At 70.6% G+C, this 24,907-nt stretch carries 19 protein-coding genes; 12 read left to right on the top strand and 7 right to left on the bottom strand.

Going from position 1 to position 24,907, the window contains the following annotated elements; genetic code table 11:
• Positions 1-44: 44 nt before the first annotated feature.
• Positions 45-2,474 carry a penicillin acylase family protein gene (locus ACFQ7F_RS04515; RefSeq protein ID WP_383265940.1) on the bottom strand — a complete coding sequence of 810 codons (2,430 nt, stop codon included), beginning with the start codon at positions 2,472-2,474 and terminating at the stop codon, positions 45-47.
• A gap of 141 nt (positions 2,475-2,615) precedes the next feature.
• Here ACFQ7F_RS04515 and ACFQ7F_RS04510 point away from each other — a divergent pair, with 141 nt between their 5' ends.
• Complete coding sequence (locus ACFQ7F_RS04510; protein ID WP_383265937.1) at positions 2,616-4,118, top strand: acyl-CoA synthetase; 1,503 nt, start codon at positions 2,616-2,618, stop codon at positions 4,116-4,118.
• A 17-nt stretch (positions 4,119-4,135) separates the two neighbouring features.
• Here ACFQ7F_RS04510 and paaK read toward each other — a convergent pair whose 3' ends face one another.
• From paaK to ACFQ7F_RS04495, 3 genes are all read right to left on the bottom strand, one after another.
• The gene (gene paaK, locus ACFQ7F_RS04505) at positions 4,136-5,422 is read right to left on the bottom strand and encodes a phenylacetate--CoA ligase PaaK (protein WP_383265935.1); all 1,287 of its coding nucleotides are present in this window, start codon (positions 5,420-5,422) and stop codon (positions 4,136-4,138) included.
• A gap of 154 nt (positions 5,423-5,576) precedes the next feature.
• The gene (locus tag ACFQ7F_RS04500) at positions 5,577-6,110 is read right to left on the bottom strand and encodes a hypothetical protein (RefSeq protein ID WP_383265932.1); all 534 of its coding nucleotides are present in this window, start codon (positions 6,108-6,110) and stop codon (positions 5,577-5,579) included.
• A 41-nt stretch (positions 6,111-6,151) separates the two neighbouring features.
• Positions 6,152-6,850, bottom strand: coding sequence for a nitroreductase (locus ACFQ7F_RS04495; protein WP_383265929.1), 699 nt, complete (start codon positions 6,848-6,850; stop codon positions 6,152-6,154).
• A gap of 102 nt (positions 6,851-6,952) precedes the next feature.
• Here ACFQ7F_RS04495 and ACFQ7F_RS04490 point away from each other — a divergent pair, with 102 nt between their 5' ends.
• Both ACFQ7F_RS04490 and ACFQ7F_RS04485 read left to right on the top strand, forming a co-directional pair.
• On the top strand, positions 6,953-7,555 hold the full coding sequence (locus ACFQ7F_RS04490; protein ID WP_383265926.1) for a TetR/AcrR family transcriptional regulator: 603 nt from the start codon (positions 6,953-6,955) through the stop codon (positions 7,553-7,555).
• An 89-nt stretch (positions 7,556-7,644) separates the two neighbouring features.
• The gene (locus tag ACFQ7F_RS04485; RefSeq protein ID WP_383265923.1) at positions 7,645-8,277 is read left to right on the top strand and encodes a chorismate mutase; all 633 of its coding nucleotides are present in this window, start codon (positions 7,645-7,647) and stop codon (positions 8,275-8,277) included.
• A 58-nt stretch (positions 8,278-8,335) separates the two neighbouring features.
• Here the strand turns inward: ACFQ7F_RS04485 and ACFQ7F_RS04480 are convergent, their stop codons facing one another.
• Positions 8,336-9,952 (bottom strand): acyl-CoA synthetase, encoded by a 1,617-nt coding sequence (locus ACFQ7F_RS04480; RefSeq protein ID WP_383265919.1) that lies wholly within the window; start codon positions 9,950-9,952, stop codon positions 8,336-8,338.
• A 185-nt stretch (positions 9,953-10,137) separates the two neighbouring features.
• On the opposite strand from ACFQ7F_RS04480, the gene ACFQ7F_RS04475 reads away from it, so the two are divergent.
• The 6 genes from ACFQ7F_RS04475 (at position 10,138) to ACFQ7F_RS04450 (ending at position 15,715) form a co-directional block, all read left to right on the top strand.
• Entirely contained in the window at positions 10,138-10,938 is an 801-nt protein-coding gene (locus ACFQ7F_RS04475; protein WP_383265916.1) for a crotonase/enoyl-CoA hydratase family protein, read from the top strand.
• A gap of 129 nt (positions 10,939-11,067) precedes the next feature.
• Positions 11,068-12,027 carry a Zn-ribbon domain-containing OB-fold protein gene (locus tag ACFQ7F_RS04470; RefSeq protein ID WP_383265913.1) on the top strand — a complete coding sequence of 320 codons (960 nt, stop codon included), beginning with the start codon at positions 11,068-11,070 and terminating at the stop codon, positions 12,025-12,027.
• A complete protein-coding gene (locus tag ACFQ7F_RS04465; protein ID WP_383265910.1) occupies positions 12,028-13,104 on the top strand; it encodes a thiolase domain-containing protein in 1,077 nt (358 codons plus the stop codon).
• An 8-nt stretch (positions 13,105-13,112) separates the two neighbouring features.
• Positions 13,113-14,279 carry a thiolase domain-containing protein gene (locus ACFQ7F_RS04460; protein ID WP_383266055.1) on the top strand — a complete coding sequence of 389 codons (1,167 nt, stop codon included), beginning with the start codon at positions 13,113-13,115 and terminating at the stop codon, positions 14,277-14,279.
• 107 nt (positions 14,280-14,386) lie between these two features.
• Positions 14,387-14,650, top strand: a complete 264-nt coding sequence (locus ACFQ7F_RS04455) for a DUF397 domain-containing protein (RefSeq protein ID WP_249591741.1) — start codon at positions 14,387-14,389, stop codon at positions 14,648-14,650.
• Between the two features lie 168 nt (positions 14,651-14,818).
• Positions 14,819-15,715 carry a universal stress protein gene (locus ACFQ7F_RS04450; RefSeq protein ID WP_383265906.1) on the top strand — a complete coding sequence of 299 codons (897 nt, stop codon included), beginning with the start codon at positions 14,819-14,821 and terminating at the stop codon, positions 15,713-15,715.
• A 64-nt stretch (positions 15,716-15,779) separates the two neighbouring features.
• Here ACFQ7F_RS04450 and ACFQ7F_RS04445 read toward each other — a convergent pair whose 3' ends face one another.
• Positions 15,780-16,508, bottom strand: a complete 729-nt coding sequence (locus ACFQ7F_RS04445) for a leucine-rich repeat domain-containing protein (protein WP_383265903.1) — start codon at positions 16,506-16,508, stop codon at positions 15,780-15,782.
• Between the two features lie 170 nt (positions 16,509-16,678).
• On the opposite strand from ACFQ7F_RS04445, the gene ACFQ7F_RS04440 reads away from it, so the two are divergent.
• From ACFQ7F_RS04440 to ACFQ7F_RS04430, 3 genes are all read left to right on the top strand, one after another.
• Positions 16,679-19,570, top strand: coding sequence for an ATP-binding protein (locus tag ACFQ7F_RS04440; protein WP_383265900.1), 2,892 nt, complete (start codon positions 16,679-16,681; stop codon positions 19,568-19,570).
• Positions 19,571-19,666: 96 nt separating this feature from the next.
• Positions 19,667-20,167 carry a hypothetical protein gene (locus ACFQ7F_RS04435; protein WP_383265897.1) on the top strand — a complete coding sequence of 167 codons (501 nt, stop codon included), beginning with the start codon at positions 19,667-19,669 and terminating at the stop codon, positions 20,165-20,167.
• Positions 20,168-20,314: 147 nt separating this feature from the next.
• Entirely contained in the window at positions 20,315-22,681 is a 2,367-nt protein-coding gene (locus ACFQ7F_RS04430) for a glycoside hydrolase N-terminal domain-containing protein (protein WP_383266052.1), read from the top strand.
• A gap of 91 nt (positions 22,682-22,772) precedes the next feature.
• On the opposite strand, the gene ACFQ7F_RS04425 is transcribed toward ACFQ7F_RS04430, so the two are convergent.
• Entirely contained in the window at positions 22,773-24,782 is a 2,010-nt protein-coding gene (locus ACFQ7F_RS04425) for an N-acetylmuramoyl-L-alanine amidase (protein WP_383265894.1), read from the bottom strand.
• Between the last annotated feature and the right edge of the window lie 125 nt (positions 24,783-24,907).

Genomic DNA, 24,907 nt, shown 5'->3' with positions numbered 1-24,907 from the left:
GGGGCACCCCACATCGAGCAAGACGCGGGGTGCCCCGATCTCACTTAACGCGGCAGGGCAGCCCCCCGTACCTTGACCACCTTCAGCCCCGGGTCACGCGCAATATCCTTCTCGCAGAACCGCGAGGTGACCCAGCGTTCATCGGAGTACAACCGCGTCTGATCGCGAAAATGCGGCGAGTTCGGATTGGACGACTGCGAGTAGGTGAGGAGCGTACGCGCCTGCGGGCAACGCCCCTTGTCCCAGCCGACCGCCTGGATGTGGCTCGAACCGTGCGCGACCTCGGTGTAGCCACCGCCCTTCGCGTCCCAGACCGGCTCGACCTTGTTCCACACGCCGATCGACTCCGTGCCGCCGTGTATCGGGAGCCGCTCCGAGCCGCGTACGACGAACTGGTTCCTGCCCAGCGGCGCGTCGAGCGCGATGCCCGCACCGCTCAGCTCGGCCACCGCGTCGGCGAGCGCGGTCGCGAAGCCCGGCGCGTCCGTGTTGAGGGTGTTGGGGGTACGCACCGGGTCGGCGGCGGAGAACGGCACCTTCCACAGCTGGGCGTTGGGCACGGCGACGAGCTTGCGCCAGAACCGGTCGAAGAGCAGCGCACCCCTGCTGCCCGTGTTCATGCTGCGATCCCAGGCCTTGAGGACGTCACAGGCCTTGCGTACGTCGACACCCTTGCCGTCGCTGCCGGTCGCGGCGCCCCCGGGCAGCGCGGCACACGCGCGTGCCGCGTCGGCGGCGGCCAGATCACCCGCGGGCGCCCGGTTCGCGAACTGCTGCTTCTGGAGGTCCTTGACCGTCAGGCCGCCTTCCTTCGCCATCGCGGCGACATCCTCGACGGCGCCGCGCGTCCGCATGGAGCGCTGCGTGCCGATCGTCCCGAAGACCCGCTCGTAGCCCGTGATCGGCCGGTCGGCGTTGGTGAGCCAGGCGCTGTCGTTGGAGTTCTCCGCGTACGGGGCGTCCTTGAGGGTGGGCATCTTCGACGGGCCGAAGACGCCGGGCTGGAGGGCATCCTTGTCCGAGCCGAGCGCGCAGTCGCGGCGCGAGCCGTCGAGCACGGCCACGCCCGACGCCGGATACGTCACCTTGCCCAGGTCGGTGGAGCAGCGCTCGGCCAGGTCGTCGGTGATGCGGGGAAGCACCTGCGACTGGCTGAGGAGCGAGTGGCCCTTGCGGTCGGCAGCGACGGTGTTGACCCAGGGAAGGCCCTGGGTGTCGCGCAGCGCCTTCAGGATGCCGTCGGTGGAGCGGGCCTTGCCGAAGCCGAGGTCGGTGTCGCTGCCGCGCATGTTCGTGGCGTTGGGGTCGTTCAGGGCGTACGCGGTCTTCGCCGACCAGGGCAGCGGGAGCTGCGCGCCGAGGCCTGTGGTGACCGGACCGTACCGGGTCCACCACTGCGTGCGGGTCACCGGAGCACCGTCCTTGACCGGCACCTCGACCGTCCGCTTCGTCATCTTCTCCGGCTTGCCGTCCACCAGATAGGTGGTCGGATCGGCCGGATCGAGCGTGAGCTGATGCAGATTGAGGGTCACGCCGCTCGCCACCGTGTGACTCCACGCCACATCGCCGTTGAAGCCGATGTTGACGACGCTCGTGCCGAGCAGCGAACCGCCCGAGACGTTCAGCTCACCGGGGATGGTCTGCTGCGACTGCCAGAAGCGGCGGCCGCCCTGCCAGGGGTAGTGCGGATTGCCGAGCAGCAGGCCCTTGCCGTTCGCGGTGGTCTTCCCGCTGAACGCGACGGCGTTGGAACCCATCACGGCCTCGTCGGCCGAGAAGAGCTTGCGCGCCTCTTCCGCGGTGCGCTCGGGGTCAGGCGCGCGGTCCGGGGCCGTCGCGCTCGGCGGCTGCGCGGCGGTGATGCCGTCTATGCCGCGCCCCTGACCGCCCAGGACCTGGACGGCGAAGCCCTGCCGTGCCACGTCCAGGGAGGAGATCGGGCGCAGCCACTTGGCGCCCTTGCAGGCCGGGTCGGTGACGCGGTTCTGCTTCAGCCAGGCGTTGTAGCCGGCCGCGAAGCCGCGCATCAGCTTCTTCGACGTGGCGCTCGGCCCCGCCGGGGCGGGCTGCTTGAGCAGCTTCTCCACCGTGTGCGTGTCGCGGACGCCGCCGAAGTAGAGGTCGCTGGAGAGGTTCGTGGTGGCCGATGACAGCGAGCCGTCGGGCTTGCCGTCAGGGCCGAAGTAGCGTGAGCGCTCCCCGCGCACGGTGGCGTATCCCTCGGCGAGGGTGCACACCTGGTCGGCGGCCTGCGCCCAGCCGGTGCCGAAGCCGAGGTTCTCGTAGTCCTTGGCGAGGATGTGCGGAATGCCGTACTGGGTGTAGCGGACGGTGGCGGACAGGCCGCCGCCCGACGGGCGGGCGTCGTCGCGCGCTTCCGCCGCGCCCGCCGTGGCGGCGGACGACGGCAGAAAGGCCGCGGCGGTCAACAGGCTGATGCCTAGGGCCGTCAGGCGTCTGATGCGGGTACGCATGGGTGCCTCCCAACTGGTGTGAGAGAAGGGGCGGTTGAGCGTACCAATCGGTATGTCACTTGATCGAGTACCGGAACGCGCCCAGTTCGTGCCCCGTACGGAGCCTTGACCGCCGTGACGCGGGCGGCTCAGGATCACGCCATGACAGGTGTACGCAGCAATACGGTCGACGGGGTTCTTCGGCGGAGCGCGCGGCGCGTGCCGGGGCGAGTGGCTCTGCGCTACGGCGAGCGGGCTTGGACGTACGCGGAACTGGACTCGGCCGTTTCGCGCGGGGCCCAGGTGCTGCGCGATGCGGGGCTCGGCCACGGTGACCGCGTCGGCGCCTACGCCCACAACTCGGACGCCTATCTCATCGGCTTCCTGGCCTGCTCGCGGGCAGGCCTGGTCCATGTGCCGGTCAACCAGAACCTCGTCGGCGACGATCTGGCGTACATCGTGGGCCAGTCGGGCAGCTCCCTGGTCCTCGCCGATCCGGATCTCGCCCCGCGCCTTCCGGGCGACGTCCGCGTCCTCGCCCTGCGCGACGCGGACGACTCCCTGCTCGCGCGGCTCACGGCCGCACCGACGGCGTACGACGGAGAGGGGCCCGGCGCGGACGACCTCGCCCAACTGCTCTACACCTCCGGCACCACCGCCCTCCCCAAGGGCGCGATGATGACGCACCGGGCCCTCGTGCACGAGTACGTCAGCGCCATCACCGCACTCGACCTCAAGGAGACGGACAAGCCCGTCCATTCGCTGCCGCTCTACCACTCGGCGCAGATGCACGTCTTCCTGCTGCCGTACCTGGCCGTGGGCGCCGAGAACACGATCATCGACGCGCCCGACGCCGAGCGGATCTTCGACCTTGTCGAGGCGGGCCGCGCCGACAGCCTGTTCGCGCCGCCCACCGTATGGATCGGGCTCTCGAACCACCCAGGCTTCGCCACCCGGGACCTCGGCGCCCTGCGCAAGGCCTACTACGGCGCGTCGATCATGCCCGTCCCCGTCCTGGAGCGGCTGCGCGAACGGCTGCCGTCGCTGGGCTTCTACAACTGCTTCGGGCAGAGCGAGATCGGCCCCCTCGCCACGGTCCTGGGGCCCGACGAGCACGAGGGGCGGATGGACTCCTGCGGACGCCCCGTCCTGTTCGTCGAGGCGCGGGTCGTGGACGAGAGCGGCCGTGAGGTGCCCGACGGCACGCAGGGCGAAGTGGTCTACCGCTCGCCGCAGTTGTGCGAGGGCTACTGGGACAAGCCCGAGGAGACCAAGGAGGCGTTCCGCGACGGGTGGTTCCACTCCGGGGACCTAGCCGTGCGGGACGAGGACGGCTACTTCACGGTCGTCGACCGGGTGAAGGACGTCATCAACTCCGGTGGCGTCCTCGTCGCGTCGCGCCAGGTCGAGGACGCGCTCTACACCCACGAGCGGGTCGCGGAGACGGCCGTGATCGGTCTGCCGGACGAGCGCTGGATCGAGGCGGTCACCGCCGTCGTCGTACGCAATGGAGACGTCACCGAAGCCGAACTCATCGACCACGCACGCGAGAAGCTCGCCCACTTCAAGGCACCCAAGCGGGTCCTCTTCGTGGATGAGCTGCCGCGCAACGCGAGCGGGAAGATCCTCAAGCGGGAGCTGCGGGACCGCTTCAGCGAGTCGTAGCTCCTACTTCACAGGAGCTACTTGTCGCGAAGGTCCACGATCCGCTTGAACTTCCCCACCGACCGCTCGATCGTCTCCGGATCGACGATCTCGACCGCCACCGAGACGCCGATTCCGTCCTTGACCGCCGACGCGATCTCCCGGGCCGCCGCGTCGCGCCGCTCGGGAGTCGTGTCCGCGCGGGACTCGGCCCGGACCGTCAGCGCGTCCATGCGGCCCTCGCGGGTCAGGCGCAGCTGGAAGTACGGGGCGACGCCCGGCGTCCGCAGGACGATCTCCTCCACCTGCGTGGGGAAGAGGTTCACGCCACGCAGGATCACCATGTCGTCCGTGCGGCCCGTGACCTTCTCCATCCGGCGGAAGGTCCGTGCGGTGCCGGGCAGGAGGCGGGTCAGGTCGCGGGTGCGGTACCGGATGACGGGCATGGCCTCCTTGGTGAGAGACGTGAAGACCAACTCGCCGCGCTCGCCGTCCGGAAGGAGCTCGCCGGTGATCGGGTCCACCACCTCCGGATAGAAGTGGTCCTCCCAGATGTGCAGACCGTCCTTGGTCTCCACGCACTCCTGGGCGACACCGGGGCCGATGACCTCGGAGAGCCCGTATATGTCGACCGCGTCGATCGCGAACCGCTCCTCGATCTCGGCGCGCATCTCCTCCGTCCACGGCTCGGCGCCGAAGATGCCGACCTTCAGGGACGTCGTGCGCGGGTCGACGCCCTGCCGCTCGAACTCCTCGAGGAGCGTCAGCATGTACGACGGGGTCACCATGATGATCTCGGGGCGGAAGTCCTGGATCAGCTGGACCTGGCGCGCCGTCATGCCGCCGGACGCGGGAATCACCGTGCAGCCCAGACGCTCGGCCCCGTAGTGCGCGCCGAGGCCACCGGTGAACAGGCCGTAGCCGTACGCCACATGGACCTTGTGCCCGGGACGTCCCCCCGCCGCACGGATCGAGCGGGCCACGACGTCCGCCCACATCGACAGGTCCTGCTCGGTGTAGCCGACGACCGTGGGCCGGCCCGTCGTACCGCTGGACGCGTGCAGGCGCCGTACCTCGGACTGCTCGACCGCGAACATCCCGAAGGGGTAGTTGTCCCGCAGATCGGTCTTGGCCGTGAACGGGAAGCGAGCCAGGTCGCTGAGCGCACGGCAGTCCTCGGGGCGCAGGCCCGCTTTGTCGAACGCCGCCCGATAGAACGGCACGTTCTCGTACGCGTGCAGCAAGGTGTCCTGCAGGCGCTCCAGCTGCAGCGCTTCGAGCTCCTCGCGCCCGAGGCGCTCCGCCGCGTCCAGCATCGCCGTCATATGCAGTTTCTCCCGTCCCAAACGGGCGACCGATCATTCGGTCGTGGATCTTCTGTCGAGGTCAGTAATCCAGCCCGGGGAGCGGCCGTCAAGAGATCGCGCAAGGCCGCTTGAGCTGGGGCGCTACGGCGGCCTCACCCTGAGTGGCCGGTGATCAGTGGCTTCCGTCGTCGTCCAGAGCTCGCCGGGCGAGGTCCATGAAGCGGCCCAACTCCGTGTTGAGGTCCATCGTGGCGTAGCGACTGCGCCACAGCTCCTCTTCGTGCTCGTCGATCTCGTCCGCTGCCACTTCGAGCAGGCCGGATGCGGCGCTGAAAGCGTCTCGCGCCTGTTCCAGGATCCGCTGGGCCTGGTCGGCGATCGATGCGGGGCCCTCCACGGCCACGCGTGCGCAGAGGTCGGCGAGCCTGCTGAGCTCCTGTGGAAAACCGTCAAGGCTCTGGTCACGGGTGCGGTCCGGCTCTTCGACCTTGTCGAGTTGCCTGCCCATTTTCTGAACCTGTGCGACAACTTCGGCGTACGCCCTGCTGCGAGGCTCGCGCCGCTCACGCAAGTGCTCGAAGCGGATCTGGCGGTGGGATTGCCTCTCCTGTGTCGTGGCGGTCCACCACGACGTGAAGACGGCTGCTCCGCCGGTTCCGAGGGCCCCCACCGCCGCGCCCAGTACTGCCGCCAGGCCTGCATCCATGGCAGTCAGTGTGGCCCGAACGCACCACCATGTGGAACTGCTTAGTCGTGGAAGATCGTGGTCGCCTCCAGCGCGGCGCGCTCGGTCGTGACCCGGTTCACCGGCGCGGTCTCGTCTGCGTAGCCGAAGGAGATGCCCACGAGCAGCTTTCCTCCGGTGACGCCGAGCTCGCCCCGGACGGTGTCGGCGTAGAAGCTCAGCAGCCCCTGCGGGCAACTGTCCACGCCGTACGCGGTCATCGCCAGGAGCAGGGTCTGCATATAGGCGCCGACGTCAGCGGTCAGACGTGCCACGCCGTCACCGTGGACGAACAGGAACGCCGCGTGCGGAGCGCCGTAGAACCGCAGGCTCTCCGCGTCGTAGGCCGCGCGCGCGGCATGGTCGTCAGGGCCGATGCCCAGCGCCCCGTACAGCTCGGCGCCGAATGCGGCCCGGCGTGCCCGGTGCACCTGCGCGTACATGTCCTCGGAGTACGGCAGGTCCGCCGAGACGCGCTGCTCGGCGTGGGCCGCCTCCAGGGCGTTGGCCAGCCGCTCTCGCGCCGCGCCGCTCACCACCTCCACCTGCCACGGCTGTGCGTTGGAGTTGGACGGAGCGGTGCCGGCCAACGAGAAGATCGCGCGCATCGTGTCCGCAGGTACGGCGTCCGGACGGAACGCGCGCGTCGCGTGACGGCCGCGTATCAGCTTCTCCGCGCAGCCGCTCAGCTCGGTGGGGGCGGTGGGGGTCGGCCTGCTCATGGAGCGCTCCTCAGTGACGGCTCATGTAAACGGGACCGTTTACATGAGGGTGACCCTAGCCCGTCGACCCCGCCGAAGTAAACGCGTACGTATACTTGCCTCATGGATACGACGGCTACCGCACCTCGACCGCGGGGAGGACGTGGGGGCCGGGAGCGGATCCTGGTCGCCGCCGCCCGGCTGTTCGCGGTTCAAGGGATCAATGCGACCGGTATGGAACAGGTCGCTGAGCAGGCGCCGGTGTCCAAGCGGACGCTCTACGCGCACTTTCGGACCAAGAGCGACCTGGTCATCGCCTACCTGCAGGACCTCGCGACGTCGGGCGCCACCCTGGAGAGCGTGCTGACCCGCGACGACATCCCGCCGAGGGAGCGGATCCTCGGTCTTTTCGACCAGCCCGCGGCGGACACGGCTCCGGTGCGCGGATGCCCGTTCATCGATGCCGCAGCGGAGTTCCCCGACCCCAAGAGCGCGGTCCACTCCTACGCCCGCGAGCAGAAGCTGCGGATGGTTCAGCTGGTCACCGCATTGGTGAGCGAGCTGGGCTGCCGGGAACCCGCCGCACTCGCACTCGCCGAACAACTGGTCACCCTCGCGGACGGGGCAGCCAGTCGCGCCATGGTGCTGAACGAGGCGGACTACGGCCAGTACGCGCGAGCGGCGGCAGAGGTTCTCCTCGACCGCGCTCTAGCGGGCGCGAGTTGAGGAGCAGGGCCTGTCCGGCCCGTGATCGTACGATGGGCGGCGGTCGCCGGTAGCCGCCGTGCGCCGCCAGGCCGATCAGGGGAATCACTGTGCGCTTTACTTCCTCCGCAGGACGTCTGCTCACCGCTGGGGCCGTGACGGTGGCTCTGCTCGCCGGGAGCGGGGCGGCCGTTGCCGCTTCCCCGGCGCAGGGGGCCGCGGCCACGTCGTCCTCCGTCGCCTCCGAGGGGCCGTACGCCCGGCTCCACCCGTTGGTCGATCTCGCCGCCCAGCGCCTGGCCACCGCCGACCTCGTCGCCGCCGCGAAGTACGGCACGGGCAGCCCCATCGACGACCCTGCCCGCGAGCAGCAGGTCCTGGACGATGTAGCCCGGCAGGCCAGGGAGTTGGGCGCTGACCCTGAGGCGACCGTGCGGATCTTCCGGGATCAGATCGAGGCCAACAAGGTGGTGCAGCGGGAGCTGCACCGGCGGTGGGGCGCGGATCCGGCGCAGGCGCCGACGCCGGAGGAGCGGCCTGATCTCGCGGAGGTGCGCAAGGAGATCAATCGGGTGAACGGGGAGTTGGTGCGGGGGATCGCCGACTCTCCGTCCGCGCGCTCCGCGCCCTCTTGCCGTGGGCTGTTGGCCGTGGCCGGTCTGCGGGTTCGGCATGAGCGGCAGCTTGATGTGGTGCACTCCGTGGCTTTGGGGCGGGCGCTGCGGTCTGTCTGTGCGGGTTGATTTCTGGGCCGTCGCTTCGCGACAGATCTTTTCCCGCCCACCCGCCCGTTGCCCCCTGTCAAATTCCCTTCGCCGCCACCGACTTCGCCCACCTGTAGTCCGCCTTGCCGCTCGGGGAGCGTTGGATCTCGGTGGTGAAGACCGCGGCGCGCGGGATCTTGTAGCCGGCCAGGCGGGTGCGGCAGTGGGTCTGGATGGCTTCGAGGTCCAATGAGGGTGCTCCGTCGCGGAGTTGGACGACCGCGGCGACGCGGTTGCCCCAGCGTTCGTCGGGGACTCCGGTGACCAGCGCGTCGTACACATCGGGATGCGACTTCAGCGCCTGCTCCACCTCCTCCGGATATACCTTCTCGCCACCGGTGTTGATGCACTGCGAGCCCCGGCCGAGGACGGTGACGATGCCGTCCTCGTCGACGGTGGCCATGTCGCCGAGCAGCACCCACCGCTCGTCGCCCTTCTGGAAGAACGTCTCGGCGGTCTTCGCCGGGTCGTTGTAGTAGCCGAGCGGCACATGGCCGCGCTGGGCAAGGCGGCCCGGCTCGCCCACCGCCACCGGCTCGTGCGTGACCTGATCCACCACCTGCGTACGTTCGTTGACCTCCAGACGGAATCCCTTCTCCGGGCCAGAGTCCTCCGTCGCCTTGCCGTTGGAGCCGGACTCGGACGAGCCGAAGTTGTTCAGGAGGAGGACGTCCGGTGCGAGCTCCTGGAACTGGGCACGCACCGTCTCCGACATGATCGCCCCGGAGGACGAGACACTGAAGAGTGAGGAGAGGTCGGTGCCCTTGAGCGGTCCGTGCAGGGCATCGATGAGGGGCCTGAGCATCGCGTCGCCGACCAGCGAGACGCTGGAGACCTTCTCCCGTTCGATCGTGCGGAGCACCTCTTCAGGGACGTACTTACGGTGAATGGCCACCCGCTGGCCGTAGTTGAAGGCGATGAACGACGTCAGTGTCGACGTGCCGTGCATCAGTGGGGGAGTGGGGAAGAACGTGATGCCGGGGCCGCCCGCCGCGACGCGCTCCGCCAGCTCCTCGGGCCGCTTCACCGGCTCTCCCGCGGGTTCGCCGCCGAAGAGCCCGGCGAAGAACAGGTCCTCCTGGCGCCACATGACACCCTTGGGCATGCCTGTGGTGCCGCCGGTGTAGATGATGAACAGGTCGTCGGCCGAGCGCGCCGCGAACCCGCGATCGGGCGAGCCCGCGGCCTCCGCCTGTGCGAAGGCGACCGCGTCGAGCGCGGGGGCGTCGGTGGGCGGGGTTCCCACCCGCACCAGATGCCGCAGCTTCTGAGCACGCGGCTGCGCGGCGGCGACCCGCTCGGTGAACTCCGCGTCGAAGACGAGCGCGGCGAGGTCCGCGTCACGGTAGAGGTAGACCAACTCCTCTTCCACGTAGCGGTAGTTGACGTTGACCGGGACGATGCGCGCCTTGAGGCAGGCCAGCACCGTCTGCAAGTACTCGACGCCGTTGTAGAGATGGAGCCCCAGATGTTCGCCGGGTTCGATCCCGCTGTCGATCAGATGGTGCGCGAGGCGGTTGGCGGCCCGGTCGAGCTCGGCGTACGTCAGCCTGCTCTCCGCCCCGGTCCCGGGGTGATCGATGTACACGAGCGCCTCGCGGTCGGGGACCACGTCGACGACCGACTCGAACAGGTCGGCAAGGTTGTACTCCACCGCTCCTCCTGACCCCGGCGTCATCTCTTCTGGCGGTCATCAGAGCAGAGGCGCCCACAAGTGTGAAGGGTGCTCGTTCAAGAAATCTGACTGTCTGTCAGAAAACTATTGAACTGGCTCCCCGCCTACTGCAACCTGTTCCAGGTCCGAAGGCGACAGCAGGCGGTCAGAGAGGGAGCACGGCTATGGGTGGGACGGAACATCTCGCTGTGCAGCGCGAAGGCGCCACACTGATACTCACGCTCAACAGGCCGGAGGCGAAGAACGCGCTCTCGCTGCCGATGCTGGTGGGCCTCTACGACGGATGGCTGGCCGCGGACGAGGACGACGCGATCCGCTCCGTCGTCCTCACCGGAGCGGGCGGCGCGTTCTGCGCCGGCATGGATCTCAAGGCTCTCGCGGGCAAGGGGATGGACGGCGAGCAGTACCGGGACCGGATGAAGGCCGATCCCGATCTGCACTGGAAGGCGATGCTGCGCCACCACCGACCGCGCAAACCCGTCATCGCCGCGGTCGAGGGGTACTGCGTCGCCGGTGGCACGGAGATCCTCCAGGGCACGGACATCCGCGTCGCGGGCGAGTCCGCGACCTTCGGCCTCTTCGAGGTCAAACGCGGCCTGTTCCCGATCGGCGGCTCGACCGTGCGCCTCCCGCGCCAGATCCCCCGTACGCACGCCCTGGAGATGCTGCTCACCGGGCGCCCCTACTCGGCGGCCGAGGCCGCGTCGATCGGACTCGTCGGCCACGTCGTCCCGGACGGCACCGCCCTGGAGAAGGCCCTCTCCATCGCCGAGCAGATCAACGCGTGCGGGCCACTCGCCGTGGAGGCGGTCAAGGCGTCGGTGTACGAGGCCGCGGAGATGTCCGAGACGGACGGTCTCGCGGCGGAGCTGAAGCGGGGGTGGCCGATCTTCGACACCGCCGATGCGAAGGAGGGCTCCAGAGCCTTTGCGGAGAAGCGTGTCCCGGAGTTTCGGCGGGCGTAGGTCATGTCTCGGCTGCGGGGCCGTCGTGGCTGGTCGCGCCCACGCGGCGAAGCCGCATATCGAAACAGCCCCGCGCCTCTTACGGGGCGCTCCCGCCCGCTCCTGTCGCCTAGAAACGGAGTTCTGCTCATGGCATCCGCTCCCTCCCCCGAAGTGCTGCGTGCGCCTCTGGTCCTCGAGTTTCCCTTCACCCGGTCCCTCGGGCCCGTGCAGAGCGCGTTTCTGACCGGGCTGCGCGAACGCACCGTGCTCGGCGTGAAGACCGAGGACGGCAGGACGCTCGTCCCGCCCGTCGAGTACGACCCCGTGACCGCCGAAGAGATACGCGACCTGGTCGAGGTCGCTACCACCGGCACCGTCACCACCTGGGCCTGGAACCACGAACCCCGCAGGGGACAGCCCCTGGACACTCCCTTCGCCTGGGTCCTGGTGCGGCTCGACGGCGCCGACACCGCCCTGCTGCACGCCCTGGACGCGGCGGGCCCCGACGCCGTCAGGACCGGCATGCGCGTCCGGATCCGCTGGGCCGCCGAACGCACCGGCGCCATCACCGACATCGCCTGCTTCGAATCGTACGAAGGTGAAGCGGAAGGGGAAGTCCGGCCGCACGACGGCCAGTTCAGCGACCCCGTCACCGGAATCGTCGCCGCCGCGCGCCTCGACTACTCCTACGCGCCGGGCCGCGCCCAGACCGCGTACATCAAGGCACTCTCCGACCAGAAGACCGTCGGCGAGCGCTGCCCCTCCTGCCGCAAGGTCTACGTACCGCCCCGCGGCGCCTGCCCCACCTGCGGCGTCGCCACCGCCGAGCGGGTCGAGGTCGGGCCGCGCGGCACCGTCACCACGTACTGCATCGTCAACATCAAGGCGAAGAACCTCGACATCGAAGTGCCCTACGTCTACGCGCACATCGCCCTCGACGGCGCCGACCTCGCCCTGCACGCCCGTATCGCGGGCATCCCCTACGACCAGGTGCGGATGGGCCTGCGCGTCGAGCCGGTGTGGACCGAGGGTGCCCGCTTCCCCGATCACTACCGGCCCACGGGCGAGCCGGACGCCGACTACGACACGTACAAGGAGCTGGTGTAGATGCCGTCCGCGAAGCCGTCCGTGATGCGGCCCGTCCGGGACATCGCCATCGTGGCCTTCGGGCAGACCGACCATCTGCGCTCCACCGACGAGCTCTCCGAGGTGGAGATGCTCATGCCGGTCCTGCACCAGGTCCTCGCCTCCACCGGCCTGAAGACCAGCGACATCGGCTTCACCTGCTCCGGCTCGTCGGACTATCTCGCCGGGCGCGCCTTCTCCTTCACCATGGCGCTCGACGGGGTCGGGGCCTGGCCGCCGATCTCCGAGTCGCACGTCGAGATGGACGGGGCCTGGGCGCTGTACGAGGCGTGGACGAAGCTCCTCACCGGCGATGCCGACACCGCGCTCGTGTACGCCTACGGCAAGTCGTCGCCCGGGTCGGTGCGTGACGTACTGACCCGCCAGCTCGACCCGTACTACGTGGCCCCCCTGTGGCCGGACTCGGTCGCCCTCGCCGCCCTCCAGGCGCAGGCCCTGATCGACGCGGGGGACACCGACGAACCCGCGCTCGCCGGGGTGGCGTCGCGCAGCCGTCAGGACGCATCCGCCAACTCCCATGCGCAGGTGAGGGGTTCGGTTCCGCAGGGGGATTACGTCGTACGTCCCCTGCGTACCGGCGACTGCCCGCCCATCGGTGACGGGGCCGCCGCCGTGATCCTCGCGGCGGGGGAGCGGGCCCGCGAGCTGTGCGAGCGGCCCGCCTGGATCCGTGGGATCGACCACCGCATCGAGGCGCACAGCCTCGGCGTGCGCGACCTCACCGACTCGCCGTCCAGCCGCCTGGCCGCGGAGCGGGCCGGTGCCTTCGAAAGGCCCGTGGACACCGCCGAGTTGCACGCGCCGTTCACCTCCCAGGAGGTCGTCCTGCGCAAGGCGCTGAAGCTGGGCGACGACGTCTCGGTGAACCCGTCCGGGGGCGCGCTCGCCGCGAACCCCGTCATGGCCGCCGGTCTGATCCGGCTCGGCGAGGCCGCAGCGCGCATCCACCGGGGCGAGTCGGACCGGGCCCTCGCACACGCCACATCCGGCCCCTGCCTCCAGCAGAACCTGGTCGCCGTCCTTGAAGGAGATGCGTGATGAGTGAGGTGGGCAAGGAGCCCGTGGCCGTCGTCGGGATCGGCCAGACCAAGCACGTCGCCGCCCGGCGGGACGTCTCGATCGCGGGACTCGTCCGCGAGGCCGCCCAAGCAGCCCTGTCCGACGCCGAATTGACCTGGGCCGACATCGACGCGGTCGTCATCGGCAAGGCGCCGGACTTCTTCGAGGGCGTCATGATGCCCGAGCTGTACCTCGCCGACGCGCTCGGTGCGGTGGGCAAGCCCATGCTGCGCGTCCACACGGCGGGCTCCGTCGGCGGCTCCACGGCGCTTGTCGCCGCGAACCTGGTCGCGGGCCGCGTCCACGGCACCGTCCTGACCCTCGCCTTCGAAAAGCAGTCGGAATCCAACGCGATGTGGGGGCTCTCGCTGCCCATCCCCTTCCAGCAGCCGCTCCTCGCGGGCGCGGGCGGCTTCTTCGCCCCGCACGTGCGCGCGTACATGCGGCGCACCGGCGCCCCCGACACGGTCGGCTCGCTCGTCGCGTACAAGGACCGCCGCAACGCCCTGAAGAACCCCTACGCCCATCTGCACGAGAAGGACATCACCCTGGAGAAGGTCCAGGCGGCGCCCATGCTCTGGGACCCGATCCGCTACTCCGAGACCTGCCCGTCCTCCGACGGGGCCTGCGCGATGATCCTCACCGACCGTACCGGCGCCGCCCGTTCGCCCCGCCCGCCCGCCTGGATGCACGGCGGCGCGATGCGCAGTGAGCCGACGCTCTTCGCGGGCAAGGACTTCGTGTCGCCGCAGGCGGGCAAGGACTGCGCCGCCGACGTCTACCGGCAGGCGGGCGTCACGGACCCACGGCGGGACATCGACGCCGTCGAGATGTACGTGCCGTTCTCCTGGTACGAGCCGATGTGGCTGGAGAACCTGGGCTTCGCCGAGGAGGGCGAGGGCTGGAAGCTGACCGAGTCGGGTGTCACCGAGCTGGACGGCGACCTGCCCGTCAACATGTCGGGCGGCGTTCTGTCCACCAATCCCATCGGCGCCTCGGGCATGATCCGCTTCGCCGAAGCGGCACTTCAGGTGCGCGGCCAGGCAGGCGAGCACCAGATCGACGGGGCCCGCAGGGCGCTCGGGCACGCCTATGGAGGCGGCTCGCAGTTCTTCTCCATGTGGCTGGTCGGAGCACAACCGCCCACATCGTGACGGATCTGTCGTGCCGGACAGGCGGTCGTCCTCGTTCCGCGCCCTGTCCGGCACCGGAACCGAAAGCTAGGCTGTCGGCCGGACGACGCATCGGGAGGAGCACGGACGTGGCCGAAGGCACCATTCAGCAACATCCGCTCGCAGGTCAGCAGCGCCCGCTCGCGGGCTGGGACAAGCCGGAGCTCGACCTCAGCACAGCGGACTGGCAATCGGGCAGCGAGGGGCGGGGTGATGTGGAGATCGCCTTCGTCGAGGGATTCATCGCGATGCGCAACGCAGGCCGCCCCGAGAGCCCGTCCCTGATCTTCACTCCGGCGGAGTGGGGAGCATTCGTGCACGGCGCGCGTGCCGGGGAGTTCGATCTGACGTAGGCCGTGCGGGGCGTTGTGGACCCTCGTCTCCGGCTGTCGCGGCCGCTCGCGACGTGATCCGTGCTGACCTGGTGACTTTGGACTCTGTCCCCGGCTCGTCTCCTGAACGAGGCCGGGGCCGACAGCAGAGCCGGTCGACCTCGGCCATGCGCCGGAGACGAGGAAGCCATGAGTTCCGATGCGCCCGCCCGACCCGTGGTGGTGGCCGTCGACGGATCGGCCGGCAGCGACCACGCCCTGGAATGGGCACTGACCGCCGCGCGGCTACGGCAGGCGCCGCTGCGGATCGTGCACGTGCGGCAGTACGCGATGCCGATGGCCGACGGTCCGTACCTGCCGCCGCCCGTCGAGCACGGCCCTGACGCCGACCCGGTCACCGACCGGGTGCGCCGGACCCTTGAGGGGCGGACGGATCTGCCTCCGCTGACGATCGAGGCCGTGGACGGCGCCCCGGGTCCCGACATTCCCCGGCTCGGCGACGAGGCGCAGCTGCTGGTCGTCGGGTCGCGCGGGCGGGGCGGTTTCACCAGTCTGCTGCTCGGGTCGAACGGCCTTGCGTGCGCGCGGGATGCGGCATGCCCCGTGGTGGTGGTGAGGCCGGGCGATGAGCTCACCGAGGGCGCCGAGCCGTGTGTGGTGCTCGGGCTCGACGCGCTCTCGCCGCACGAGGACACCATCGGCTTCGCCTTCGCGGAAGCGGCGCGGCGGGGTGCGGTGCTCCGGGTCGTCTGCGCCTATCCCGGGCCCGTACTCGTCTACACGGCCACCGGCGACTTCGCGACCTCGGTGGAAGTGGACGCGGCGAGCGCGGCGCAGTACACGGAGCTCGCGGGGGAGCAGCTGGGGCCCTTCCAGGAGCGGTGTCCGAAGGTGACGGTCGAGCAGCAGATCCTGCCCGGGGACGCGGCTGCGGTGCTGGTCGAGGCGTCGCAGGACGCGGAGCTCGTGGTGGTGGGACGGCATCGGAACCGGAGGTTCTTGGGGAGGCTGCTGGGGTCGGTGACCAATGCGGTGCTGTTGCACGCGAGGGGCGCGGTGGCCGTGGTGCCTCCGGAGTCCCGGTAGATCCGGTAGATCCGGTAGAGCGGATAGGCGCGCTAGGGCAGGTCCCGCGCACGGGGCTCATGCCTCACCGCAGCACCACGCACCCCCGCCCCTGCAGCCTGCGCAACAGCCCCTCCGGCACCACGGTCTCGTTCCAGCGCAGGTCCAGCTTCTCCAGCGCGGGCAGTTCGCCGACCCACGGCGGGAGTGCTCGCAGCCGGTTCGCCCGCAGGTCGAGTCTCCGCAGCAGCGGCAGGCCGCGCAGCGCCTCCGGAACCATCGTGAACTGGTTCTCGCGCAGCTCCAGTTCGCGCAGCTCGCCGAGAGCGCCGACCGAGGCGGGGAGTGACGTGAGGCGGTTGCCGCGCAGCCACAGTTCGCGCAGCGCCGTGAGGCCGCCGATCGATGAAGGGAGCGAGCTCAGGTGATTGTGCTGGGCGCGCAGTTCCACCAGGGCTTCGAGCGAACCCAGAGTGTCCGGCAGCGCCGTCAGCTGGTTCTCGCCCACGTTGAGGTACGTCAGCCGCTTCAGGTTGCCCAGTGAGTCCGGCAGCGAGGTGAGACGGTTGTCGTGCACGTAGAGGAAGCGGCTCAGGTCCGTCAGGTCGCCGAGGCCGGGCGGGAGCTCGGTCAGCCGGTTGTGGCCCAGGTCCAGTGTGTGCAGCGAGGCCAGGGTGCCGATCCGCGCGGGGAGCCGGGTGAGCGCGTTGTCGGGGAGGAGCAGGACCTCCAGTGACGGGTGGTGCCACACCTCGTCGGGGACCTCGCTCAGGCCGCCGTGCCAGTAGTTGAGTACGTTCTCGGTGCTGACCACGCGTGAGAGTCCTTTCGCCCGGAGGGCATGCATCAAGATGCATCAGCCAACCTCACCGGTGTGGCCGAATCGGCTCCCGACGGGACCCGCGGGCGTAATCTGAAGTGGCTGAAAGCCAAGGCATGCGCCGTAGGAAGCGCCCGGCGCACCACCGTGGCGGGGGGTGTCCCATGGTGCATCACGTCACCAACGGCAAGCGGACCCTCTTCGAGCGCGAGAGCGAACTCGCGGCAGTCGACGAGGCGTTGAGCGAGCTGTGCGGTCTTTCACGGGACGGCTCCGAGTCCCCGGACAGGCCCCGAGGCGCGCTCATCGCCTTCGCGGGGCGCGCGGGCCTCGGCAAGACCTCGCTGCTCGCCGAGACACGGCGCCGCGCCGCCGCCAAAGGCTGCACCGTGGCACCGGCACGCGGCGGCGACCAGGAGCAGCGGGTGGCCTTCCACGTGGCGCGGCAGCTGGTGCAGCCGCTGCTCGCCTCCGTCCCCGACGCGGAACTGCGCGACGTACTGGGCAGTTGGTACGCCATCGTCGGCCCCGCCCTCGGCCTCTGCGCCCCGCCCGACGACGCGCCGCCCGACCCGCAGGGGCTGCGCGACGGGCTCGACTGGGTGCTCACCCATCTCGCCGTGCAGCGCGCCCCGTTGGTGGTCGTGATCGATGACGCGCACTGGGCCGACGCCGAGTCGCTGAGCTGGCTGTCCGCCTTCGCGCCCCGTGCGGAGGCCCTGCCGCTGCTGCTCGTCGTCGCCTACCGCCCCGAGGAACTTCCCGCCCAGGCGGAGGAGTTCAGAGGCCTGCCCGGACGCGCCGGGCAGCGACCCATCGGACTCGAACCGCTGAGCGCCACCGCCGTCGCCCGCCTCGTGCGCGACGAGCTCGGCGCCCGCGCCGACGACGCGTTCTGCCGCGAATGCTGGGCGGTCACCGCGGGCAACCCGTTCGAGGCCGTGGAACTGACCGCGAAGGTGAGCGACCGCGGTCTCACCCCCGACGAGGCCGGTGCGCATCTGCTGCGCGACCTCGCCGCCGCCGTCAAGGGCAGCGGCCTCGTGGCCCGTCTGGAGCGCCTGGGCACCTCCACCGTCCGGTTCGCCTGGGCCTGCGCCGTCCTTGGCACCTCGATCTCCCCGACACTGGCCGCGGCCGTCGCGGGCATCGGCGAGCGGGAGGCCGCCGACTGCACCGACCGGCTGCGCCGCGCCCGCGTCCTGACCGGCATCCACACCCTGGAGTTCGTGCATCCGTTGATCGCCACCGCCGTCTACCGCGCCATCCCCAGTGGCGTACGCGTCGCCCTGCACGGCCAGGCCGCCTGGGCCGTGGTCAACGCGGGGCTCGGGGCGTCCGCCGCCGCGCGCCATCTCCTCGAAGTCCACCCCGACGGCGACACCTGGGTCGTGCAGCAACTGCGCGCCGCGGCCCGCGAGACCGTCCGCGCGGGCGCCCCCGACGCCGCCCGCCGCTATCTCGCACGCGCCCTGCGCGAACCCCCGCTCTGGGAGGACCGCGCGGCGGTCCTCTACGAACTGGGCTGCGCCTCCCTCCTCACCGAACCGGCGACCACCGTCAACCACCTGCGCGCCGCGCTCGAAGAGCCCATCACCGACCCCGCCCTGCGCCACGGCATCGTCTACCGCCTCTCCCAGGTCCTCGCCCACTCCGACCGCCTCGGCGAGGCCTCCGACACCCTCGCCCGCGAGATCCGCATGACCACCGAGCCGCGGGTGCGGATCCGGATGCAGGCCGAGCAGTTCATGTGGGACGCCTTCCGGGCCGACGAGCCGGACTCGCCCGCCCGTTCACGGCGCCTGGCCCGGCTCGCCGAGCGGCTGCCGGGCCGCGATCTCACCGAGCGGTACATCATCGGACTCCGCGCCTGGGACGCGATGCTGCGCGCCGAACCGGCCGGGACCGCCGTCCGGCACGCCGAACGCGCCCTGGTCGGCGGGCTCGGCTGGGCGGAAGAGGGCCGGGGCTTCGAAGTCCCCGTCCTGGTCGCGCTCACCTTCCTCTATGCAGACCGGCCCGGGCGGGCCGAGGAACTCTTCGCCGCAGGGATCGCCGACTTCGAGAGCCAGGGCTGGCGCGGCGCCCATCTCTCGTTCGGGTACACGCTTCTCGCGTACATCCGTTTCCGCCGCGGACGTCTCGCCGAAGCCGAGGACTTCGTGCGCGCCGGGCTGCGGATCGCCGAGCGGGTCGGGCCGGGAACGCCCGCGCACTGGTACGCCGTCGGCATCCTCATCGAGGTCCTGCTGGCCCGCGGCCGCGTCGCCGAGGCCGCCCGCACCGCCGAGGACTACGGCTTCGGAGCACCGTTCCCCGCGGCCGTCGTCTTCCCCGACGCGCAGGCCGTGCACGGCGAACTGCTCCTGGCCCGCGGCCTCACCAAGGACGCGGCGGCCGAGCTCGCCGCGGCGGGCCGCCGCCTCGACCCGCGCGGCATGCGCAACCCCGCCTGGTGCCCCTGGCAGCTCCACCTCGCGCTCGCCGAGGCCGACGACGCCCCCGACCGTGCGCTCGCCACCGCGTACGAGGCGGTCCGGCGCGCCCGCAGGTTCGCCACCGCGTCCGCGATCGGGCAGGCGCTGCGGATCACCGCCGACGTCGCGTCGGGCTCCGCTCGGATCAAGCTCCTGGAGGAGTCCGTCAGCCACCTGGAGCGGTCACCGGCGGCGTACGAACTCGCCTGTGCGCTGGTCTGCCTCGGCGGCGAACTGCGCCGCGTCGGTCGCTCCAAGGATGCCGCAGAACCCCTCTACCGCGGGCTCGAAGCGGCCGTCCAGTGCGGTGCCGACGGCCTGGTCGAGCAGGCCCGCGACGAACTGGCGGCGGCCGGCCTGCGCCCCCGCCTGCTGCACAGCACCGAGACGGACGAGCTCACCGCGCGCGAGCGCACCGCGGCGGCGCTCACCGTCCGCGGCGAGTCGGCCGCCCGCATCGCCGAGGATCTGCACACCGACGAGGCGGCCGTCGTCCGGCTGCTGTCCGCCGTGTACCGGAAAGTGGGAACGGATCACTCCGGTCTCGCCGCCGCACTCGCGCCCCACCACCCCCGCTGACCTCGCGCTGAACACCGGCCCGCCCCTGCGACCGCCCCGCGCGGACCGGCGCCGCCCCCGCGCCGACAAGCACCGCGGGACACGTACCATTGGCGCATGTCCTTCCTCCGCCGCCGCAGCGCCGCCACTCCCGCCGGCCCGGACTTCGACGTCCTGGCCATGGACCCGGGTGACTGGCCCGGCAATCTCGGCGCGGGCCTGCTGCCCGCCCCCGACGGCAGCTGCCAGGGCGTCTTCCTGCGCTATGACCTCTTCGGCGGGCGCGGCCCCGCGATGATCATCGGCAATCTGCCCGAGGGTTCCCCGGCGCGTGAGATCGCCGACGACGAGGTGCCCTTCGAGGTGGCCCAGCTGCTGCTCGCGCTGGAGAACGACGAGGAGATCACCGTCGTCACCACCGAGGACATGCCGGTGATGCAGGGCGACAACCTCCTCATCGTGCGCCGCCTCAAGCTCTCCGAAACCCGCATCTCCTGCGTGCAGTTCGACCGCAGCGACGGCGTCCTGGTCACCATCGCCGCCTGGGACCGCCCGATCACCGACGATCTGTACGCACTCCTGAAGCCGCTGCCCGCCGAGCTCTTCCAGCAGGGCTGACCCACCCGGGACCGCCGCGGGCCACGTACCCACCCCTTCTGCTGAAGTTCTTCTGAGGGGGTGGGTTTTGTCATGCGCCTTGCCAGGCCAGTCATCGGACTTTTAACGTGATCCGTCATGACTCCCGGGATCTCGCGAAGAACCACGATGAAGTCCGCCGTCGGCGGCGCAGCCGCCCTTGCATCGGGCGGAGGCGCGCTCGCCGGTGTCGCGGCAGCGTCTGAGGGGCAACGTGTCAGGCGACATGACGGGCGGCATGACGGGCGCGATACATCCGATGAATCGCTGCTCTGGTATGCGGCGCCTGCCGCCGACTGGGAGCGTGAGGCCCTCCCCATCGGCAATGGCGCACTGGGCGCCATGGTCTTCGGCACCCTCGCCTCCGAGCGGCTCCAGTTCAACGAGAAGACGCTGTGGACCGGCGGCCCCGGATCCCGTGAGGGCTACGACCACGGCGACTGGCGCGAGCCCAGGCCGGACGCCATCGACGCGGTCCGCGAGGAACTGGACGAGAAGGGCAGCCTCACCCCCGACGCGGCAGCGGCCGGGCTCGGCCAGCCCCGCCGCGGCTACGGCGCCCACCAGACCTTCGGCGATCTGCACCTCGACATGCCGGACGCCCCGGACGCGCCCGACGCCACCTACCGCCGCGCCCTCGACCTCCGCAAGGGCCTCGCGACCGTCACGTACACCCACCAAGAGGTGCGCCACGAGCGGGAGTTCTTCGCCTCGTTCCCCGACGGCGTGCTCGTCGGGCGCCTCGGCGCCGACCGCCCCGCGAGCGTCACCTGCACCCTGCGCCACACCTCGCCCCGCACCGACTTCACCGCGAAAGCCGACGGCGACCGGATCGTCATACGCGGTGAACTCGCCGACAACGCACTGAAGTTCGAGGCGCAGCTGCGCGTCCTGCACCAAGGCGGCACGCGCACGGCGAACACGGACGGCAGCATCACCGTCAGCGGCGCCGACCACGTCTGGTTCGCGCTCGCCGCGGGAACCGACTACGCCGACACCTACCCCGACTACCGCGGCGATGACCCGCACACGCTCGTCACCCGCACCGTGGACGAAGCCGTCGCTCGTGGCCACGGCGCGCTCCGCGCCCGCCATCTGCGCGACCACGGCGACCTGTTCGGCCGGGTCGCCCTCGACATAGGCCAGAGCGCACCGGCCGACGTCCCGACCGACCAGCTGCTCAAGGGATACGGGGGAGGAGCGAGCGCGGCCGACCGCGCCCTCGAAGCGCTCTTCTTCCAGTACGGCCGCTACCTCCTCATCGCCTCGTCCCGTGCGGGCTCGCTGCCCGCGAACCTCCAGGGCGTGTGGAACAACAGCACCACCCCGCCCTGGTCGGCCGACTACCACACCAACATCAACCTCCAGATGAACTACTGGCTCGCCGAGGCCGCCAACCTCGCCGAGACCACCGCCCCCTACGACCGCTTCGTCGAGGCACTGCGTGCGCCAGGGCGACGTACGGCGAAAGAGATGTTCGGCTCACGGGGCTGGGTGGTGCACAACGAGACCAACCCCTACGGCTTCACCGGCGTCCACGACTGGTCGACCTCCTTCTGGTTCCCCGAGGCCGCCGCCTGGCTCACCGCGCAGCTCTACGAGCACTACCGCTTCGGCGGCTCCACGGAGTACCTGCGCTCCACCGCCTATCCGGCGATGAAGGAGGCCGCCGAGTTCTGGCTCGACAACCTCCGCACCGACCCGCGCGACGGCAGCCTCGTCGTCACCCCCAGCTACTCGCCCGAGCACGGCGACTTCACCGCGGGCGACTCGATGGCCCAGCAGATCGTCCACGACCTGCTCACCAACACCCTGGAGGCCGCCCGCGTCCTCGGCGACTCGGCCACCTTCCGAGCCGAGGTCGAGAAGACCCTCGGCAAGCTCGACCCCGGTCTGCGTGTCGGCTCCTGGGGGCAGCTGCAGGAGTGGAAGGCCGACCTGGACGACAAGAGCGACGATCACCGGCACGTCTCCCACCTCTACGCCCTGCACCCCGGGCGCCAGATCAAGCCGGGCAGCAAGTGGGCCGACGCCGCGAAGGTGTCCCTCACCGCCCGCGGCGACGGCGGTACCGGATGGTCCAAGGCCTGGAAGGTCAATTTCTGGGCGCGGCTCCGCGACGGCGACCACGCGCACAAGATGCTCGGCGAGCAGCTCAAGTCCTCGACCCTGCCCAACCTCTGGGACACCCACCCGCCGTTCCAGATCGACGGGAACTTCGGGGCGACCTCGGGCATCGTCGAGATGCTCCTGCAGAGCCAGTTCGACGTCATCGAGGTGCTGCCCGCGCTGCCCGCGAGCTGGCCCGAGGGATCGGTACGAGGCCTGCGGGCGCGCGGCGGGGCGCGGCTCGACATCGCGTGGTCGGGCGGACGCGCCACGCGCATCGTGCTCACCGCGTCACGCACCCGCGAACTCACCGTGCGCAGCAGTCTGTTGAAGGGCGGCGAGAAGACCTTCAAGGCGCGGGCCGGACAGCGGTACGTCTTCGACTGAGCCGTTGCTCTGTATGTGCTCCGTATGTGCTCCATACGTCAGGGCCGGGCTCGCCCCCACGCGAACCCGGCCCTGACGGTACTGGGCGGCTCTAGGAGCCCGACCGCACCACCTGCACATCAGCCGCCCGGACATACGCCACGCGGTGCCCGAACTGGACCTCGTAGTACGTGTCCTTGCCGCGCACCACCTTGTGCGGCGCGGTGTCGAACGTCGGCGCGTAGAAGTACTCGCCCGGCACCTTGTCGCCGATCGCGTACTTCTGCCCGGCGAGGAGCTTGTACGGCAGCGGCGTGACCGCCTGTACGGGGACGCCCGCCGGGTACGCCTCCTTCTCCGGGTAGGCGCGCCCGTACACCGGGGCCTCCTTGGCGTCGCCCTTCGGCGTCACCACGAGCCCCTTCGCGTCGACGGCGGTCGGCTGCTTCTTCGGGTTCTTGAACCAGGCCTTCTGCCCCAGGTACCAGACGGCGGTCCAGTCGCCCTTGCGATCGGCGACCGCGTACTGCTGGCCGGTGGACAGACGGGCGCCGGTGTCGTTCACGCCGGTCGTCGATTCGCCGCCGCCGGGACGCAGTCCGATGTCCTTGATGAGCGGCGCGTCGTCGCGCGGCTCGGTGTGGACGCGCACCGCGGCCGAACCGTGCGGCTCGCACTTCTCGCCCGCCTTGACGCAGCCCGTGTACTCGGGACGGTTCTTGGAGTACGTGGGCGCCACGGTCACCAGACCGCCGTTCGGGCCCGCCGTCCGCTTGAACGGCTTGCCCATCAGTGTGAAGTAGTGCTGCCAGTCCCAGTACGGTCCTGGGTCGGTGTGCATGCCCGCGATCGTCGACGGCAGCGTGCCCGGGACGTTGTCGTGGCCGATGATGTGCCGGCGGTCCAGCGGAATGCCGTACTTCTTGGAGAGGTACTTCACCAGGCGCGCCGACGAGCGGTACATCGCCTCCGTGTACCAGGTGTCGGGCGCCGTCAGGAACCCCTCGTGCTCCAGGCCGATCGACTTGGAGTTCACGTACCAGTTGCCCGCGTGCCAGGCGACGTCCTTGGCCTTCACGTGCTGGGCGATGTGGCCGTCGGTGGAGCGCAGGGTGTACTGCCAGGACACGTACGTCGGGTCCTGCACCAGGTTCAGGACGCCTTCCCAGCGTCCCTCGGTGTCGTGGATGACGATGGTGTCGATGCTCTGGGTCTTGGGCCGGTTCCCCAGGTCGTGGTTGCCGTAGTCGTCGTTGCCGTTCGGGTCCTTGAACTCCTCGTACGGCGCCGGGATCCACTCGCACGACACGGTCGACGGGCACTCGGTCTCGCCCTTGGGAGCCTTCCGCAGCCCCATGCCGCGCACCTGCGCGGCATCCGGCTTCAGGCCGCTGACCGCCGTGAGCGCCACATGCTGCCCGGAGTCGGTGGTGCGCTCCTGGCCGTCGTGGATGACGGCGAAGACGTCATTGGCGTACGTCGCCGCGGTGGCCTGGTCGTCGGCGCCGGAGAAGCGGGCGATCGCGCCGTACCAGTCGGCAGGGTCCTCGCTCAGCGGCTTGCCGAGCTTCTTCTGCGCCGCGGCGAGCAGGGCCGCGCCGCCGCGTACGTTGGCGGCCGGATCGGTGCGCAGCCGCTCGGCCGGGAGGCCGCTGAGCTCGGCGGCGCGGGGCAACGTCTTGAGCCGGGCGGGCAGTTGGGAGTCCTTCGGCACCTCGGCCGTGAACTCCTTCGGCTTGAGGACGCCCCGCGACGCGTCACCGCGCGGGTCCTCGTCGCCCTCGCTGTGGTGCGGGGCTCCGGCGATGGCGGTGCGCGCGTCGGTGAGGTGCATCGGGCCGTAGCCGCCGGTCACGCTCGGAGCGCCGCCGTGCGCGTCCCAGCGGGACTGGAGATAGGACACTCCGAGCAGCACGCTCTGCGGTACGCGATATTCGGCGGCGGCGGCCGAGAAGGCGCCCTGCAGCCCGTCCGACGGGGCCTGGGCGGGCGCGCCCGGCGGCGAGGATGACGGGGCGGCACCGAGCAGCGGAAGCAGCAGACCGGCGGAGACAAGGGCACCCGCGGTCCTGGCGGCGCGTTTGCGCGCGGCAGGGGTGCGGGCGGTGGCGGATCCTCGCAATGCAGCCTCCTGGGACGATGAAGCGTGATGGGGCGTGCGGGGCCGGGCGTGCGTGCGTCAGTGGTACCGGCTCTCCGACGATCCGTCAATCATGCCCAGGAGACGGGTCTTCGCATGTCAGCGCC

This window comes from Streptomyces sp. NPDC056486 (assembly GCF_042795295.1).
GTDB lineage: Bacteria > Actinomycetota > Actinomycetes > Streptomycetales > Streptomycetaceae > Streptomyces.
The sequence above is the reverse complement of the archived record's forward strand: the minus strand, read 5'-3'. Positions and strand labels throughout refer to the sequence as shown.

Bases quoted from the DNA above. Each gene is read 5' to 3' on its own strand.
- ACFQ7F_RS04515 (WP_383265940.1), bottom strand. From the start codon at position 2,474: ATGCGTACCCGCATCAGACGCCTGACGGCCCTAGGCATCAGCCTGTTG.
- ACFQ7F_RS04510 (WP_383265937.1), top strand. From the start codon at position 2,616: ATGACAGGTGTACGCAGCAATACGGTCGACGGGGTTCTTCGGCGGAGC.
- paaK (WP_383265935.1), bottom strand. From the start codon at position 5,422: ATGACGGCGATGCTGGACGCGGCGGAGCGCCTCGGGCGCGAGGAGCTC.
- ACFQ7F_RS04500 (WP_383265932.1), bottom strand. From the start codon at position 6,110: ATGGATGCAGGCCTGGCGGCAGTACTGGGCGCGGCGGTGGGGGCCCTC.
- ACFQ7F_RS04495 (WP_383265929.1), bottom strand. From the start codon at position 6,850: ATGAGCAGGCCGACCCCCACCGCCCCCACCGAGCTGAGCGGCTGCGCG.
- ACFQ7F_RS04490 (WP_383265926.1), top strand. From the start codon at position 6,953: ATGGATACGACGGCTACCGCACCTCGACCGCGGGGAGGACGTGGGGGC.
- ACFQ7F_RS04475 (WP_383265916.1), top strand. From the start codon at position 10,138: ATGGGTGGGACGGAACATCTCGCTGTGCAGCGCGAAGGCGCCACACTG.
- ACFQ7F_RS04470 (WP_383265913.1), top strand. From the start codon at position 11,068: ATGGCATCCGCTCCCTCCCCCGAAGTGCTGCGTGCGCCTCTGGTCCTC.
- ACFQ7F_RS04465 (WP_383265910.1), top strand. From the start codon at position 12,028: ATGCCGTCCGCGAAGCCGTCCGTGATGCGGCCCGTCCGGGACATCGCC.
- ACFQ7F_RS04450 (WP_383265906.1), top strand. From the start codon at position 14,819: ATGAGTTCCGATGCGCCCGCCCGACCCGTGGTGGTGGCCGTCGACGGA.
- ACFQ7F_RS04440 (WP_383265900.1), top strand. From the start codon at position 16,679: ATGGTGCATCACGTCACCAACGGCAAGCGGACCCTCTTCGAGCGCGAG.
- ACFQ7F_RS04435 (WP_383265897.1), top strand. From the start codon at position 19,667: ATGTCCTTCCTCCGCCGCCGCAGCGCCGCCACTCCCGCCGGCCCGGAC.
- ACFQ7F_RS04430 (WP_383266052.1), top strand. From the start codon at position 20,315: ATGAAGTCCGCCGTCGGCGGCGCAGCCGCCCTTGCATCGGGCGGAGGC.